This window comes from Providencia alcalifaciens, from assembly GCF_020271745.1.
Taxonomy (GTDB): Bacteria; Pseudomonadota; Gammaproteobacteria; order Enterobacterales; family Enterobacteriaceae; genus Providencia; species Providencia alcalifaciens_B.
The window spans coordinates 3,106,979-3,121,774 of the sequence record NZ_CP084296.1; the positions used below are offsets into that span (position 1 = coordinate 3,106,979).

Genomic DNA, 14,796 nt, shown 5'->3' on the forward strand with positions numbered 1-14,796 from the left:
TTTCAGCATTACACTGTAACTCAATCTATACATCTATTTATTCAGTGTTATGATGAAATTGTTGTTTAAATGTAATGGCTTGGACGGATATATGCTGGTTGGCTTTATTCTGTTCTTTATTTTGACCAAATAAATCTGACATACCAAAATTAACAGATTAAATAACTAAAAAATAAATAGATAAAAATAATAAATACGGGGAAAAACTTATGTCACAAATGTTAGCTCTGTTATTAATTGTCGGGATACTGTACATCGGGGATGCCATTGCAGTACGAACAAAAGCGTGGATCCCATCGGTGTTTGTTTGCGCTGTATTATTTCTTTTAGGTTATTGGACATTCTTTCCTAAAGATATTGTGAGTATTGCGGGAATACCAACAGTTGTCGCCGTGATGTTGATGTATTTACTCATTACCAATATGGGTACATTGCTGTCATTGAAAGAACTTTTACACCAATGGAAGACTATCTTAATTTCGTTATCCAGTATTTTGGGGATCATTGTCTTTATTTATGGGGTAGGTCTGGCGTTATTTGATTTAAATACGGTATTAGTGGCAATTCCGCCATTAGTCGGTGGCATTGTCTCTTCATTAATTATGTCAAAAGGTGCCGCAGAAGCTGGGCTGGTGGATCTCTCGGTATTTGCCATCTTAATTTATGTGATGCAAGGTTTTGCTGGTTATCCACTAACGGCCATCATGTTGAAACGTGAAGGTCGCCGAGTGCTTAAACAATATCGCAATGGTACATGGAAAGAGTCATTGGCGGTTGATGGTGCGGATGATGTCGAAGTTAAAACACTAGCATCTGAAAGTGCAATGCCTCGTATGTTCAAGCGAATTCCGAGCCACTATAACACCAGTTATTTTCAATTTTTACGCTTAGTGGTGGTGGGGTATCTTGCCTATTTAACCTCTACTATTGTCGCACCTTATGTCAGCATCAGCCCGTTTGTTTTGTGCTTATTATTTGGTGTTATTGCTTCGTCGATGGGCTTTTTAGAAAGACAACCACTGCAAAAAGCGAACGGTTTTGGCTTTGCTATCATGGCATTAATGTTGTTTATCTTTGATACATTAAATCATGCGACACCGGATATGCTGTTGAGATTGGTCTACCCAATGGTGGTGTTGATCGTGGCTGCGGTCATTGGCATGTTTATCGCGTCTTGGATTGTTGGAAAAATTCTAGGGGTATCAAAAGAGATGGCTTTCGCGGTCTCATTGACGGCTCTGTACGGTTTCCCTGCGGATTATATTATTACCAATGAAGCCATTAACGCACTGACCAAAGATGAAAAAGAGCGTCAGATTTTAACTAGCCATATGTTAGGGCCAATGTTAGTTGGCGGTTTTATCTCTGTCACGATGGTTTCCGTGGTATTGGCGGGCATCATGGTCGCCTACATTGTGCCTGTTGCGGCATAACGATAAATTGAATATTAGAATTTAACACGCTGAAAAATAATAGTTTAAGAAAGCGAAAAGAATAGAAAAAGGACAGAAAAATGGTCAATAACAGCATCACAGCATCCATTAAAAAACACACAGAAGCGATGATTGCTTTTCGTCGTGACCTTCATGCACATCCAGAATTGCCTTTTGAGGAAGTGAGAACCACGCAGCGTATTGCACAAGAGTTGGCAAAAATTGGTATTGAGTATCGCCTCACTGAACCTACCGGAATCATCGCGGACATTAAAGGGGGCCAACCCGGAAAGACGGTCGCCTTACGAGCAGATATCGATGCATTGCCCGTTCAGGAATTGAATGATTCCCTTGAGTACAAATCGACAAATCAAGGGAAGATGCACGCATGTGGGCATGATGCGCATACAGCGATGTTATTAACCGCAGCCAAAGCGTTATATGAAGTGCGCGATGAATTAAAAGGAAATATTCGCCTGATTTTTCAACCAGCTGAGGAAATAGCACAAGGTGCGAAAGCGATGGTGAAACAAGGTGCAGTGGACAATGTGGACAACGTGTTTGGTATGCACATTTGGTCTACGACGCCATCAGGAAAAGTATCGTGTAATGTAGGCGGGACATTTGCTTCTGCGGATTTGTTGGTTGTGAAATTTAAAGGGCGCGGTGGACACGGTTCGATGCCGGAAGCGACCGTTGATGCCGCAATCGTTGCCTCGTCATTTGTGATGAATTTACAGGCGGTGGTTTCCCGTGAAACTTCCTCGCTAGACTCAGCCGTTGTGACTATCGGCAAAATGGAAGTAGGCACCCGATTTAACGTGATTGCAGAAAATGCGGTACTGGATGGAACGGTACGTTGTTTTGACATTGAAACCCGTACCCGCATTGAAGCGGCGATCCGACGTTATGCCGAACATACTGCCGCGATGTATGGCGCCACTGCCGAAGTGGATTATATCTACGGTACGCTGCCGGTGATTAACGAAGAGCGCAGTGCATTACTGGCACAGTCGGTGATCAGCGAAGCGTTTGGTGAGAATGCATTAATGGCAGAAAGACCAACACCGGGTGGGGAAGATTTTAGTTTCTATATGGAAAATATTCCGGGTTGTTTTGCGCTTTTAGGTTCAGGTAACCCAGAAAAAGATACTCAATGGGCACATCACCACGGTTGTTTTAACATTGATGAAGATGTAATGGCATCAGGCGCAGAACTGTATGCGCAATATGCATGGTCTTATTTGCAGCAAGATAAGTTTTAATAAAAGAATAGGATTAAATGCAGGAATAGTCTGTTTGAGTTTTACATCGTTATAATAGATTATTGAATCAAGCCTGAGCAATAAATACATTGCTCAGGCTTTTCTTTTGTAATTTAAATCAAGATATTGACCACCAAATTCTATTTAATTAAAGGTTGGCTAGGAATTTTATTACGAATTATGGTGAACAAAAATGGCGTCTCTAAGGCGTTGTTGCAGCTCAAAGCGTTGTTCTTGAGTAAGCTTATCATCATGAGAAAGCTGCATTAGCATTTCATTCATATTATGAACGGAGTTTTCATCTAGTAATAAAGCGACTTTGTTTGTTATTTCTTGATAGTAATTCACAGTAAATCCTCCAGCTTATTGGGCTAATTAATTCTGTTTATCGATCACCATGACTGCCATGGTGTTTGGTTCAAGCGCGCGCATAATGTGGGGTTCATCACCTCGGTAGTGAATATAGTCACCGACATTGAGCTCAACCGGGTTGTCGAGTGGACCCACTAATGCTCTGCCTGACATTAAAATAATATGCTCAGTGACATCATGCATATGGGGTTCTGAAACGCGATCTCGGCCCGGCTGTGCAACAACCGTATAAATATCCCGCTGAGAATTAGCAGGTGCAGAAGAGAGCAAATAGACCAAATAGTTGGCATGTTCTGCACTCACAGGGGTACCTTCGCCATGTCGGATCACTGTCACTGCTGCACGTTTTTCTTCAATTAAACGGGAAAAAGGAATATCCAGCGCAACACATAATGCCCATAGGGTTTCAATGCTGGGATTGCCGCTACCAGCTTCCAATTGGGATAATGTGGATTTGGCGATCCCCGCTTTACGCGCAAGTTCAGAGAGAGAAAGTCCACTTTTTTGCCTTTCACAAGCCAATGATTTTGAGATTAATTCGATAGGGGGCGTGAATAAGGTCAACTTTAACATCCTATTTGATTGCACTTAATTGATTGAATTTAATTGATTGAACTTAATTGATTGCACTTGGCCTAAAGTATCGACATAATGAACGAATGTTTTTTATATCGAACGGTCGTTCTATGCGAACATCTACACTTCAGTTTTCTATTCTCCATAATAGCACAGTGAAAAATATTGCACTGGTGTGTATTGCAGACTTAATTGTGGGGATCTCCTATGGTGCATTAGCCCATTCACAAGGTTTTGATTGGTGGGTGCCGTTGATGCTGTCTATTTTTGTGCTAGCGGGTGCATCCGAGTTTCTGTTTATTGGCGTAGTATTTTCAGGGGGAAGCCCTCTGTCAGCTGCCTTAGCTGGGCTATTAGTCAACTCGCGCCATATTCCATTTAGTTTTGCCGTCAGCGAGTTAACGGGAAAAGGAGCAAAATCACTGCTGGGATATCACATTATGAATGATGAAAGTGTGGTTTTTGGCTTGGCGCAAGATAGCGAACGCGAGAAAACCGCCGCATTTTGGTTGTGCGGATTAGGAATTTTAATCTGCTGGCCTGTTGGTGTGGTTATCGGAGAAATTCTGGGAAGCTTTATTCAAGATACCCAAGCGTTAGGGATGGATGCCATGTTTCCCGCTATTATCTTAGCGCTGAGTTTACCCGCGTTGAAAGATAAGCGTTTAAGACTCGCTGCGATAGTCGGGGCTGTGGTTGCTGTGGTAACAACACCTGTATTACCGGTGGGGATCCCCGTTTTACTGGCTTTGTTGAGTTTAGTTATCTATATAAGGAAATCATGATGATGGAACATCCTTGGTTAATCGTCAGTGGGATTTTCATTTTAGCAGTTGGAACGTACTTAATGCGGGCATCCGGCGCATTGCTGAAAGGGCGGGTCAATTTAACAGAACAAAATAAAGCCCTATTTTAGCTGCCGCCATTGTGATTTTATTTTCAGTCGCGATGACTTCAACGCTCTTTTCAGGCAATGAATTATCGGATTTACCGAAAATAATTGGGGTAGTGGTCGCAGGTATTCTGACTTGGTACCGCAAGCCATTTATTGTGATTGTTTTGTCGGCGGCGATAGTCACCGCGGTATTACGCGGGTTATTTTAGTTAAAAAAAAGCCCCTATGGCATTAGGGGCTAAAATTAGGGATATACCTAAACGTTATTGTGTCCATTAAGATACTGATTTTTAAGTAACAATGCCAAAAGGTTAGCATTATCAGTGTAACAGGCACAGCCTATGGTTTAGATTGGCTCATTCATTATTTAGCTGCGGGCGCTGTAGCAGGGACAGGCATTGGCATTGGTTGTGCTGGTTTGAATTCAGGCACTTCCACCACAGACATCTTCACCATGTAGCGTTTGCCATCTTCAATTTTAGGCGTATCGTTTGCCAGTTTTTTCAGGGTTTCATTAGGCTTGGTGGTTTGTTCAGTCACGCTATACACCATATTATGATGATTTCCACCGTGATGGCGTGGTGATTTGTTCATATCAACATTAGCGGCTGCGGCAGCAAAGCCGACAGACAGTAAAACAGCAGCAAGCAAACCTTGGTTTAATTTGTTCATCTTTTATCTCCTCATTAACGTGATGAGAGGATAATTCATCAATTAGATTTCTCTCGCAATGGCTTTTACCTGCTTTGACTGAAGCTCCATATTTCCTGCACGTTTTATCCTTTCTTTACACATTTTATTGAAAATAATGAGATTATTTTACGTAGGAAGAGTTGTGAAAGGGTAAAGAAGATAACCCAGAAAAATCTCTGGGTCATTGACGGTTAGCACGCGATTTGCGGTTGCTGTGGCTCGAGCGGGGGTAAACCATAGGCTGCGCGAGCACGATCGCAGGCCTCATTGTGGATGCCGTTGTGCCACGATTGTTCGAATTCTCGACATGGTGTTGGGCGTTGTTCATAAATAGAGCAAGAAACACATTTCCCGACGGTGCCTCCAAGTGCGGTACAGCGGGTGTTAGGTTTTTGATTTGTACCTTGCATACAGCTCATAAAGGGGGTGATTTGCTCTGTTAAATGTTGAGGCACCGAACCACCGCCAGCCTCGGCTTCTGCCCAATAAAATGAGACGCGAAAGTAAGCACAACAAGCTCCACAGCTGACACAGGGGTTATCTGAAGGATCAGTTTTTAGTATATGAATAATATTGGTCATATAAAAAATCTAACAATGAAGTTGATAGTTCCCGTAGGAAACGGGAGACGCAACACAGGCAGGAGGCCTAAGAAAATGTTGCTCGGCCTTTATTATGTTACGCAGCTTTATATGTTGGCAATATTTTTTAGAGTAAAAATCCAGTATTTCCCATCAAGTCAAAATAAAGTAAAAAATTTCAACCTGTTGCAGTTTGATAAAATATCGAGCACAGACACTAGCAGACACAAAAAAACCTGCCGTTTGACGGGCAGGTTTCAATGAGTGTTAGGAGATTAGGACGATTAAACGTGTTTTAAATCACCGTCATCATCTTGGTTGAAGATTGACTTGTCCGTTTCGCCCATTAACTGGCTAGTGACGGTACCCGCTGTCATGGAGCCACTTACGTTCAGAGCAGTACGGCCCATATCAATCAGCGGTTCGACTGAAATTAACAGCGCAACTAACGTGACTGGTAATCCCATTGCAGGCAGAACAATCAGTGCAGCAAAGGTTGCACCGCCACCCACACCAGCAACACCGGCAGAGCTAATTGTCACAATGCAGACTAAGGTTGCAATCCACAGTGGGTCAAATGGGTTGATCCCCATCGTTGGTGCGACCATCACTGCTAACATCGCAGGGTAGATACCCGCACAACCGTTTTGACCGATAGTTGCACCGAAAGAAGCCGAGAAGCTTGCAATTGATTCTGGCACACCAAAACGACGAGTCTGCGTTTCAATATTCAGTGGAATACTGGCTGCGCTCGAACGGCTGGTGAATGCAAATGTCAGTACTGGGCCCGCTTTCTTAAAGAACTTGATTGGGTTTAAGCCAGTTGTAGCAACTAAGATACCGTGAACCACAAACATAATCGCTAGCGCGACATAGGACGCGACGACGAAAGTTCCTAAGTTAATGATATCGGCTAAGTTAGAGCTTGCGACCACTTTGATCATCAGCGCCATTACACCGTAAGGGGTTAAACGCATGACTAATCGAACGAGTTTCATTGCCCATGCTTGCATCACATCGATAGCCGCTAATGCTTTTTCTCCGCGTTCTTTATCATCTTTAAACAGTTGCAGTGCAGCTACCCCTAAGAAGGCAGCAAAAATCACCACACTAATGATAGATGTCGGGCTTGCACCCGTTAAATCAGCAAACGGGTTTTTCGGGATAAAGGACAGGATCAACTGAGGAACCGTTAAATCCGAAACTTTACCAATATAATTTGTTTCAATGGCCGCTAGACGTGCAGTTTCAGATTGACCTTGAACCAGACCTTCAGCGGTTAAGCCGAACAGGTTTGCGATCAAGATACCCACTAAAGCAGCAATGGCTGTGGTAAACAGCAGTGTGCCAATGGTTAAAAAGCTAATTTTCCCTAAAGAAGATGCCTTATGGAGTCGAGCGACGGCACTCAGAATGGAGGCGAACACCAGAGGCATAATCACCATTTGTAATAGTTGAACGTAACCATTACCGACGATATTAAACCAAAGAATGGAGTCTTTTACCGTTTGGTGACCGGAACCATACACAAGGTGAAGACCGACACCATAAGCAACACCGAATACGAGACCCAGTAAAACTTTTTTAGACAGGCTCCAACCATTCGATCCGAGTTTTGCTAACAGTATTAAAAGTGCTACGAAAACGAGCACATTGATAACCAGAGGAATATTCATTCCGTACTCCAAATTGTAATTATTTTACATAATGATTCTTGTTGTTAATCCTTAATAGGTATAAGGATTTCATTTCTTCTAACAACTGGTTATATGATATCAGTTGAAGTTAGTCATTACTTATAATCAAAAGTTATAATTTAGGTTGATTGATGCTTACAGTATATTACAAAAGTTAGCTTTTTGTCGGTAAGTGTATATTTATCTGATTATTAAAATAATTTAGCGCGCTTTCGATTTGCTGGAACCAATCAGCAGGATGGGCTGTTGGAATGAAGACAGCACAGACGGTCAAAAGCACGGCAATAAAGCGCTCCCCTCGTTTACTGGACTTGCCGCGCAAGATAGGAAAACAGAAACGTGTTGGTAGAGGCCATAAAAAGGGAACCCCGGATGGCGTTAGCATATCAGCCACTAAATGGCTCATATAACCGAGTAAAAATGCTTGGATAAGGTCGGTAGGTAAGTCCCAATAGTGAGGCAGCCACTGGTAGCTGCTAATCAGTAAAATGAGCCAAGCAATCAGGCTGTGAGTGAATCCGCGATGTCCGCACAGTTTTGATATAGGAAGTGAAATAATGCGAAAAAGCCGCCCGAGGATAGATGAAGGGTGGTCAATATCAGGTAATAAGGCACCTAGCAATACCCCTGGCACCATATGCAACCAATCACCCTGAGCGAACTCTGGGGTAATTTGCAATTTATGAGCCATTACAAGTGAGGCGACGGAAAAAAGCAGATGCCCTTCAGCAGTCATGGTGGATAAAATACCATCTGTTTATCTATACAGTAGGCGGGCAGTATAAAGGGTTTGTAGAAAATATGGTAGTAGGGAAGAGTTAAAAAAACTCTTATTTATTAGTTAATAACCGTAGGTTTTTATACTTTTTTTAAATTTCCCCTACGTGAAAAACGTAAGGGAAATCGAGTTTCGTTAACTTAGTTAAGATTAGCGTAAATTTTCTGGGCGTAAATCGTTCAATGAGGCGATTTTAACATCAGCCAGGCCCCAGCGTGGATCATTGAAATGCTTACTATCAGGCACGACGATAGAGCGCATTCTTGCCGCTTTAGCAGAAATCATTCCATTAAAGGAGTCTTCTAAAGAAGCACAATGGATAGGCTTGGTGGATAACTCAGCGGCGGCTTTTAAATAAACTTCGGGATGAGGCTTACTTAATGGTAAGTCTGCGGCTGAAACTACGGCAGAAAAATAATGACGGATATCAAATAAGTTTAGTACTTTTTCCAGCATATAATCCGGTGATGCAGACGCTAAAGCGATGTTTAGGTCCATTGAGCGGCATAGTTCAAGTGCATGCTGTACACCGGGCAGTAATGGGCGTTTTTCTTCCACTAAACCAATAACGCGGTCAATAATACGCTGTTTTGTTGCTTCTAAACTACAACCCTGCCAAGGAGATGCGTTGTACCAAAGTTCAACAACGTGGTCGATACGTAAACCGAGGGTGTCAGGAAGAGTGTGCTTAACGGATAAATCGACGCCTAACTCTGCAAAAACTTCATCTTCGCCTTGTTCCCAAAAAGGTTCCGAGTCAATCAGCAAACCATCCATGTCAAAAATGACAGATTGGATAGGTAATTTATGATACATAGCAAACTCCATTCATTTAGATACCCGATTAAAAATAGGGTATGGGGATTGTCGCTGTACTTTAATCACAGTCATTTTGGTTTCTGAAACTATTCTAACAAGCCATGACTTGGGGTTATAGCGATATATGTGCTATCACATGATTTTATTGGAAATTTGAGTTTAGTGATTGATATAAATTCGATTCAGTCTTTGAATAATCTGAAACTCAGTTTTTAACTATCATTTTTTTATAGATATTTGGAGCCAGCAAATATTATCGGCTATGATTAGCGTAGAAAAATACTTTAAGGAATAGTTGTAATGAATTACCACAAGGCAAATTCTCTTGCGATTGGCAAACGTATTTTGGGCTGGATCGTATTTTTTGTGGCGTTAATTTCCACATTGACATCGTTAATTAAATTAGCGGCTCTGAAAGGAATTCAAGGCGAAGGAATTAATGCGGTTGCCAATGATTTTGTTAAATTAATGGCGGAGATGACTCGACAAGGTACGCCGTTTCTCAATGTATTTTGGAATAATTCACCTGTCCCTGAAGTGAGTCATGGCTTTTCAGGTAGCTGCATCGGATTTTTTGTTATTTTTATTTTTATCTTCGTGGGGCTTGCTTTAAGCGCATCGGGCTTACGCATGTATCGACAAATCAAATTCATCCGTGAAAGTATTGAAGATCATGTCATTCTTGAAAATGCGAAAGGCAGTGAAGTGACCAAAGAAGAGTTAGAAGCTAAAGTCACTATTCCTCGACATACTATTTTCAAACAGTTCTTTTTGATGTATTTCTGGCCGATTGTTTTAGGGGTCGCCATTTATTTTGCATTGAAACTTTTGAATTGGTAGTTTTTCACCATGTTGGTGATTCCCCATCATGACAAATGCACAGCATCGGTGTTTATTCCGCTGCTGTGCATATTTTCGTCTATTCGTCGTCTAGTAAATTATCAATAATACTGCGAGCGTGCAGATAGCTTTGCTCATTACCGAACATATTAGCTTGATTGAGTAAGAAATAGAGCTGATAGAGTGGTTGTCTGTCTAAGAAGCCCGTTGGTAATGGCCAAACGCTTTGGTAACCATCAATAATTTGAATCGGAATTTCTTTATATAATGGCAACATGGCGATATCACATTCCCGATCACCCCAATAACAGGCAGGGTCATAGAGTACGCCATCCATTTGGTTGGTGACTGCGCAGTTTGCAGGCCACAGATCCCCATGTAATAAAGAGGGTTGAGGTTGATGGCCAGATAAGCGGTGTTTAACAATATCCACGAGTTTTTGAATATTGCCAAAAACCATACCTTTCTCAGATGCAATTTGTAATTGAAGACCAATACGCTTTTCTGCAAAGAATGCATTCCAACGTTTTTCCCACCCATTAGGTTGAACAATGGTACTGAGCATAGTATCAAAATCGAACCCATAGCTCGGCTGTTCTTCCCATTGATGTAATCGTGCCAACTGTTGACCAAAATGCCAGGCATTGGTGCTATCAAAATGTTTTAACGGGAAATATTCGAGGAGAAGAAAGCTATGGTGCTTGTTGCTACCCAATCCGTAGACTTTGGGAACGGTGATAGTTTGGCTTTTCGCTAGCATTTCAAGCTGTTCTGCCTCTTGTTTAAAAAGAGGGAGAAATTCGCGGCGATTTTGTTTTACGAACACCGTATGCTCGCCATAATCGATTCTTAAAGTGTGATGAATATCCCCACCAGAAAGAATCACTTTATTTCGCAGCTCTGCCTCACCAAAGTGTTCAATTAATAAACGATTCATCGCTTGCCACATGATCCACCTCGCTGTGATTTGGTCTTCACTCATACCATACTATAGCGTCAATTTAGGAATTAACAGTGATCATTGTTTAATAATTGCGCCTTATTCCGAAATGATTGATGGCTGATTTTGTTCAAGAATTGGGAGGGGGAATTGTTTTTGGCGATAACGAATGGATATCGTGTTTCTTCTTTTATATAGAGCAAGGGTCAAGATAGAAGAGAGTAAAATAGAAGAACGGAAAAGCTGAATAGGTTTTCACCGTATTCAGCTTTTTATCATTAGGCAGTATGCAAATCTTGGCGTGATGTATGGGATTTACGTCGTGCGAGGATTAATTTGCTATAGAGCAAGGCGATAACAAAGTAGCCCGCTTGGATAACCACAATGGTTGGGCCAGTTGTCGCATTAATATGGAAGCTGACGATCGTACCCAGTACACTGGAGGTGACTGAGGCGATAATTGCTACCACCAACATCCAACCAAAGCTCCGACACAGTACAAAGGCGATGATCCCCGGTGAAATCAACATTGCAATCACCAGAATGATCCCGACAGCTTGCAGTGATGCGACGATAGTTAAAGCCAATAGTGAAAGTAATCCGTAATGTAGCCATTTAACCGGCAAACCGATAACACGGGCTTGGTTTGGGTCAAAGCAGTACAACATAAAGTCTTTACGTTTGAGTAAGATAATCGCAATGGTGATCCCTGCAAACAGTAAAATTTGTTTAAATTCTTTGTCAGTGATCCCCAAAATATCCCCGAATAAAATATGGGTAAGATGTTGCTCAGTATCGATTTTTGCGAACATCACTAAACCGACAGCAAACATACCTGAGAAGACAATACCCATGACGGTGTCTTCTTTTATTCGACTGTTCTCTTTTAAATAACCAGTAGCAACGGCGCAAAATAGCCCCGAAACAAAAGCACCAATAGCGAGTGGAATACCAATCAGAGACGCAATGATAATACCGGGTAATACCGCATGGGAAATGGCATCTCCCATCAATGACCAGCCTTTCAAGACTAAAAAGCAGGACAAAATGGCACAGACAGTACCGGTAACAATCGCCGTAATCAGGGCTTTTTGCATAAATGGGAATGCGAAAGGAGCCATCAGTAAATCCATAAAATCATTCATGGCTCGCTCCTTGCTGTTTACTGTGATGCAAGTCAGCAACCTCACGGCGTGCTTTGCGTCGAGAGGCGAACAGCCCGTGTTTTGGTGCAAAGAAGAACGCCAGTAAGAAAATTACCGTTTGGAACGTGACGATCAGCCCACCTGTTGCTCCATTTAAAAAGTAGCTGAGGTAGGCACCGATGGCGCTGGTGGCTGTACCGATAGAGACGGAAATGATCAGCAATGTTTTAAATTTATCTGTCAGTAAATAGGCAGTTGCACCCGGAGTGACCACCATCGCAATGACCAATATCGCCCCAACGGTTTGCAGTGCGGCAACGGTACATGCGCTTAATAAGGTGAAGAAAATAATTTTTAGGCGCAGTGGATTTAAACCGATAGAGCGCGCGTGGCTTTCATCAAAAAACACTGCCAGTAAATCTTTCCATAGGCACATCAGGACAACAAAAGAAACCGCGATGATAATTTCGACTTGAAGCACGTCAGCATCGGCGATCCCCAAAATATTACCGAAGATAATACTTTGTACGTTCACGGAGGTTGGGTTCAACGAAACAATCAATAACCCCGCCGCAAAAAAGGTGGAGAAGATAAAGCCAATAACGGCATCTTCTCGTAAGCGGGTAAGATGTTTAACAAACGTCATGGCGAGGGCGGCGAGAATACCGGTAAAAAAGGCCCCCGCGGCGTAAGGTAATCCAAGCGCATAAGCGCCCGCCACACCAGGAACAACAGAGTGGGAGAGGGCATCTCCCATCAGCGACCAACCTTTGAGCATTAAATAAGCTGATAAGAAAGCGCACACGGCTCCGACAATGGCACTCACCCAAATAGCTTTAACCATAAAGTTGTACTCAAAGGGTTGCAGTAACAACTCAATCATTCAGATTCCTTAGGCTGATTTTTTCTAACCGGTGCATCGTGATCGTGACCATAGAAGACGGCGGCACGTTCATCATCAGTAATAACCGTGACAGAGCGTGGGTCATCATCGTCGTGAAGCTCTTGACCAGATAGGTTAATATGACGCAGCACGCCCCCAAATGCTTTTTGCAGATTTCGTTGGGTAAAGGTGGTTTCCGTTGGACCACTCGCCAGTACAGTGCGGTTTATTAAAATCACATGGTCACAAAATTCAGGTACACTTCCCAAGTTATGGGTTGAGACTAGAATTAAATGCCCTTCATCGCGCAGGCTGCGGAGTAGGTCAATAATGGCATTTTCTGTTTTTACATCGACCCCCGTAAAGGGTTCGTCAAGTAATAAAACTTTACCTTGCTGGGCGAGGGCGCGAGCCAAAAATACCCGTTTTTTCTGACCGCCTGAAAGCTCACCAATTTGGCGGTGTTCCAAACCCGCTAAATCTACGCGTTCTAAAGCTATTTTGACGGCTTCTTTGTCTTCTTTTTTAGGAATACGAAAGAAACCCATTTTGCCGTAACGCCCCATCATAACCACATCAGAAACTAGCACTGGGAAATTCCAATCGACTTCTTCTGTTTGTGGAACGTAGGCAATAATATTCTCTTTTAATGCCGCTTTAATTGGCTGATCATTGAGGGTTACACTACCGGATGATGGCGTCACTAACCCCATAATGGTTTTAAACAGCGTTGATTTACCACTTCCGTTTACGCCCACAAGGGCGCAAATGGAACCACCGTGAATATTGAAACTTGCATCATAAATCGCGGTATGACCATTGTTGTAGGTGACAGTTGCGTCATCAACAACCAGAGTCGGATGTTCAAATTGATTTGTATGTCTCATTTACTGTGAAAATCCTTTTGCGATGGTATCGACGGTTGTGTTCAACAGGTCTATATAGGTTGGTACAGGGCCTTCAGCGGTTGATAGTGAATCGACGTATAATACTCCGCCGTATTTTGCACCAGTCTCTTTACTGACCTGCAGAGCTGGCTTGTCTGAAATGGTGCTTTCGCTGAAAACAACGGGAATGTTGTGCTCACGAACGGTATCAATCACTTTTTTAACTTGCATTGGTGAGCCTTGCTCTTCAGCATTGATGGGCCACAAATAGACTTCTTTAAAGCCATAATCTTTAGTGAGGTAGCTAAATGCGCCTTCACTGGTCACCAACCAACGCTTATCTTCAGGAATACGATTTAAACGTTCACGTAAAGGTGCATCAAGTGACGCAATTTCTTGGGAATATTTTTTAGCGTTCGCATTATAAGTATCAGCGTTTTCTGGGTCATATTTCACCAACGCCTTACGGATGTTTTCGATATAGATTTGTGCATTAGCAGGAGACATCCAAGCGTGAGGATTAGGGTTATCTTTATATTCCCCTTCACGGATTGGCATCGGCTCAATGCCTTCAGTGACTACAACCGCAGGTACATCCTTAAGGTTTTCAAAGAAACGCTGAAACCAAACTTCCAGATTCATTCCATTCCATAAGATAAGGTTAGCATCATAGGCTTTCATAATATCTTTTGGTGTTGGTTGATAACCGTGAATTTCAGCACCCGGTTTAGTGATGGATTCGACAATTGCGGCATCACCGGCTACATTTTGAGCAATGTCTTGTATTATAGTAAATGTGGTGACCACTTTAAATTTTTTAGCCAAAGCAGGTTGGCTGACAAATAAAACGGCAGCTAATGCAATGAATATGGTACGTAATGGCGTTGATAATCGGAATAAAAAGTTTGTCATAAAATAGATCCTAACGTTGGGTCACGAGCTCTATTAACTAAATTAATCTCATTAAATGGTTAATCTAAATAAGTACGTTG

Annotated in this window: 16 protein-coding genes and 1 pseudogene; 5 read left to right on the forward strand and 12 right to left on the reverse strand. The window is 42.4% G+C overall.

Features of this window, described 5'->3' with window-relative positions; translation table 11 throughout:
- Positions 1 to 209 precede the first annotated feature (209 nt).
- Together LDO51_RS14250 and LDO51_RS14255 are read left to right on the forward strand one after the other, a co-directional pair.
- Positions 210 to 1,433: a hypothetical protein gene (locus LDO51_RS14250; protein ID WP_225575086.1), complete on the forward strand. Its 1,224-nt coding sequence runs from the start codon at positions 210 to 212 to the stop codon at positions 1,431 to 1,433.
- Positions 1,434 to 1,513: 80 nt separating this feature from the next.
- Complete coding sequence (locus LDO51_RS14255) at positions 1,514 to 2,698, forward strand: M20 family metallopeptidase (protein WP_225575087.1); 1,185 nt, start codon at positions 1,514 to 1,516, stop codon at positions 2,696 to 2,698.
- A 171-nt stretch (positions 2,699 to 2,869) separates the two neighbouring features.
- Here LDO51_RS14255 and LDO51_RS14260 read toward each other — a convergent pair whose 3' ends face one another.
- Positions 2,870 to 3,046 (reverse strand): DUF2526 family protein, encoded by a 177-nt coding sequence (locus LDO51_RS14260; protein ID WP_108479034.1) that lies wholly within the window; start codon positions 3,044 to 3,046, stop codon positions 2,870 to 2,872.
- Between the two features lie 27 nt (positions 3,047 to 3,073).
- Positions 3,074 to 3,643, reverse strand: coding sequence for a helix-turn-helix domain-containing protein (locus LDO51_RS14265; RefSeq protein WP_225575088.1), 570 nt, complete (start codon positions 3,641 to 3,643; stop codon positions 3,074 to 3,076).
- Between the two features lie 113 nt (positions 3,644 to 3,756).
- On the opposite strand from LDO51_RS14265, the gene LDO51_RS14270 reads away from it, so the two are divergent.
- Entirely contained in the window at positions 3,757 to 4,431 is a 675-nt protein-coding gene (locus LDO51_RS14270; protein ID WP_225575089.1) for an AzlC family ABC transporter permease, read from the forward strand.
- A pseudogene (locus LDO51_RS14275) lies at positions 4,428 to 4,750 on the forward strand (AzlD domain-containing protein). Before LDO51_RS14270 ends, LDO51_RS14275 begins: the two are co-directional and overlap by 4 nt.
- A gap of 154 nt (positions 4,751 to 4,904) precedes the next feature.
- Here LDO51_RS14275 and LDO51_RS14280 read toward each other — a convergent pair.
- The 5 genes from LDO51_RS14280 to hxpB form a co-directional block, all read right to left on the reverse strand.
- Positions 4,905 to 5,213 carry a hypothetical protein gene (locus LDO51_RS14280; protein ID WP_154604091.1) on the reverse strand — a complete coding sequence of 103 codons (309 nt, stop codon included), beginning with the start codon at positions 5,211 to 5,213 and terminating at the stop codon, positions 4,905 to 4,907.
- A gap of 212 nt (positions 5,214 to 5,425) precedes the next feature.
- Positions 5,426 to 5,815: a YkgJ family cysteine cluster protein gene (locus tag LDO51_RS14285; RefSeq protein WP_225575090.1), complete on the reverse strand. Its 390-nt coding sequence runs from the start codon at positions 5,813 to 5,815 to the stop codon at positions 5,426 to 5,428.
- Between the two features lie 284 nt (positions 5,816 to 6,099).
- Complete coding sequence (locus LDO51_RS14290; protein ID WP_225575091.1) at positions 6,100 to 7,491, reverse strand: L-cystine transporter; 1,392 nt, start codon at positions 7,489 to 7,491, stop codon at positions 6,100 to 6,102.
- Positions 7,492 to 7,666: 175 nt separating this feature from the next.
- On the reverse strand, positions 7,667 to 8,248 hold the full coding sequence (locus LDO51_RS14295; protein ID WP_225575092.1) for a metal-dependent hydrolase: 582 nt from the start codon (positions 8,246 to 8,248) through the stop codon (positions 7,667 to 7,669).
- 192 nt (positions 8,249 to 8,440) lie between these two features.
- Positions 8,441 to 9,106 (reverse strand): hexitol phosphatase HxpB, encoded by a 666-nt coding sequence (hxpB, locus tag LDO51_RS14300; RefSeq protein ID WP_225575093.1) that lies wholly within the window; start codon positions 9,104 to 9,106, stop codon positions 8,441 to 8,443.
- A 303-nt stretch (positions 9,107 to 9,409) separates the two neighbouring features.
- Between hxpB and LDO51_RS14305 the strand changes: the two genes are divergently transcribed.
- Positions 9,410 to 9,949, forward strand: a complete 540-nt coding sequence (locus LDO51_RS14305) for a YniB family protein (RefSeq protein ID WP_225575094.1) — start codon at positions 9,410 to 9,412, stop codon at positions 9,947 to 9,949.
- A 79-nt stretch (positions 9,950 to 10,028) separates the two neighbouring features.
- Here LDO51_RS14305 and LDO51_RS14310 read toward each other — a convergent pair whose 3' ends face one another.
- The 5 genes from LDO51_RS14310 to LDO51_RS14330 form a co-directional block, all read right to left on the reverse strand.
- Complete coding sequence (locus tag LDO51_RS14310; protein WP_225575095.1) at positions 10,029 to 10,898, reverse strand: fructosamine kinase family protein; 870 nt, start codon at positions 10,896 to 10,898, stop codon at positions 10,029 to 10,031.
- Between the two features lie 269 nt (positions 10,899 to 11,167).
- Positions 11,168 to 12,034 (reverse strand): metal ABC transporter permease, encoded by an 867-nt coding sequence (locus tag LDO51_RS14315; RefSeq protein ID WP_225575096.1) that lies wholly within the window; start codon positions 12,032 to 12,034, stop codon positions 11,168 to 11,170.
- Positions 12,027 to 12,917, reverse strand: a complete 891-nt coding sequence (locus LDO51_RS14320) for a metal ABC transporter permease (protein ID WP_225575097.1) — start codon at positions 12,915 to 12,917, stop codon at positions 12,027 to 12,029. The genes LDO51_RS14315 and LDO51_RS14320 overlap by 8 nt, the downstream gene beginning before the upstream one ends.
- On the reverse strand, positions 12,914 to 13,804 hold the full coding sequence (locus LDO51_RS14325; RefSeq protein ID WP_225575098.1) for a manganese/iron ABC transporter ATP-binding protein: 891 nt from the start codon (positions 13,802 to 13,804) through the stop codon (positions 12,914 to 12,916). The genes LDO51_RS14320 and LDO51_RS14325 overlap by 4 nt, the downstream gene beginning before the upstream one ends.
- A complete protein-coding gene (locus LDO51_RS14330) occupies positions 13,805 to 14,716 on the reverse strand; it encodes a metal ABC transporter substrate-binding protein (RefSeq protein ID WP_225575099.1) in 912 nt (303 codons plus the stop codon).
- Positions 14,717 to 14,796: the final 80 nt, after the last annotated feature.

Excerpts from the sequence above, each read along its gene's own strand:
- LDO51_RS14305 (WP_225575094.1), top strand. The coding sequence starts at position 9,410 with ATGAATTACCACAAGGCAAATTCTCTTGCGATTGGCAAACGTATTTTG.
- LDO51_RS14290 (WP_225575091.1), bottom strand. The coding sequence starts at position 7,491 with ATGAATATTCCTCTGGTTATCAATGTGCTCGTTTTCGTAGCACTTTTA.
- LDO51_RS14255 (WP_225575087.1), top strand. The coding sequence starts at position 1,514 with ATGGTCAATAACAGCATCACAGCATCCATTAAAAAACACACAGAAGCG.
- LDO51_RS14320 (WP_225575097.1), bottom strand. The coding sequence starts at position 12,917 with ATGATTGAGTTGTTACTGCAACCCTTTGAGTACAACTTTATGGTTAAA.
- LDO51_RS14315 (WP_225575096.1), bottom strand. The coding sequence starts at position 12,034 with ATGAATGATTTTATGGATTTACTGATGGCTCCTTTCGCATTCCCATTT.
- LDO51_RS14265 (WP_225575088.1), bottom strand. The coding sequence starts at position 3,643 with ATGTTAAAGTTGACCTTATTCACGCCCCCTATCGAATTAATCTCAAAA.
- LDO51_RS14295 (WP_225575092.1), bottom strand. The coding sequence starts at position 8,248 with ATGACTGCTGAAGGGCATCTGCTTTTTTCCGTCGCCTCACTTGTAATG.
- LDO51_RS14310 (WP_225575095.1), bottom strand. The coding sequence starts at position 10,898 with ATGTGGCAAGCGATGAATCGTTTATTAATTGAACACTTTGGTGAGGCA.
- LDO51_RS14250 (WP_225575086.1), top strand. The coding sequence starts at position 210 with ATGTCACAAATGTTAGCTCTGTTATTAATTGTCGGGATACTGTACATC.
- LDO51_RS14325 (WP_225575098.1), bottom strand. The coding sequence starts at position 13,804 with ATGAGACATACAAATCAATTTGAACATCCGACTCTGGTTGTTGATGAC.
- hxpB (WP_225575093.1), bottom strand. The coding sequence starts at position 9,106 with ATGTATCATAAATTACCTATCCAATCTGTCATTTTTGACATGGATGGT.
- LDO51_RS14270 (WP_225575089.1), top strand. The coding sequence starts at position 3,757 with ATGCGAACATCTACACTTCAGTTTTCTATTCTCCATAATAGCACAGTG.
- LDO51_RS14285 (WP_225575090.1), bottom strand. The coding sequence starts at position 5,815 with ATGACCAATATTATTCATATACTAAAAACTGATCCTTCAGATAACCCC.
- LDO51_RS14280 (WP_154604091.1), bottom strand. The coding sequence starts at position 5,213 with ATGAACAAATTAAACCAAGGTTTGCTTGCTGCTGTTTTACTGTCTGTC.
- LDO51_RS14330 (WP_225575099.1), bottom strand. The coding sequence starts at position 14,716 with ATGACAAACTTTTTATTCCGATTATCAACGCCATTACGTACCATATTC.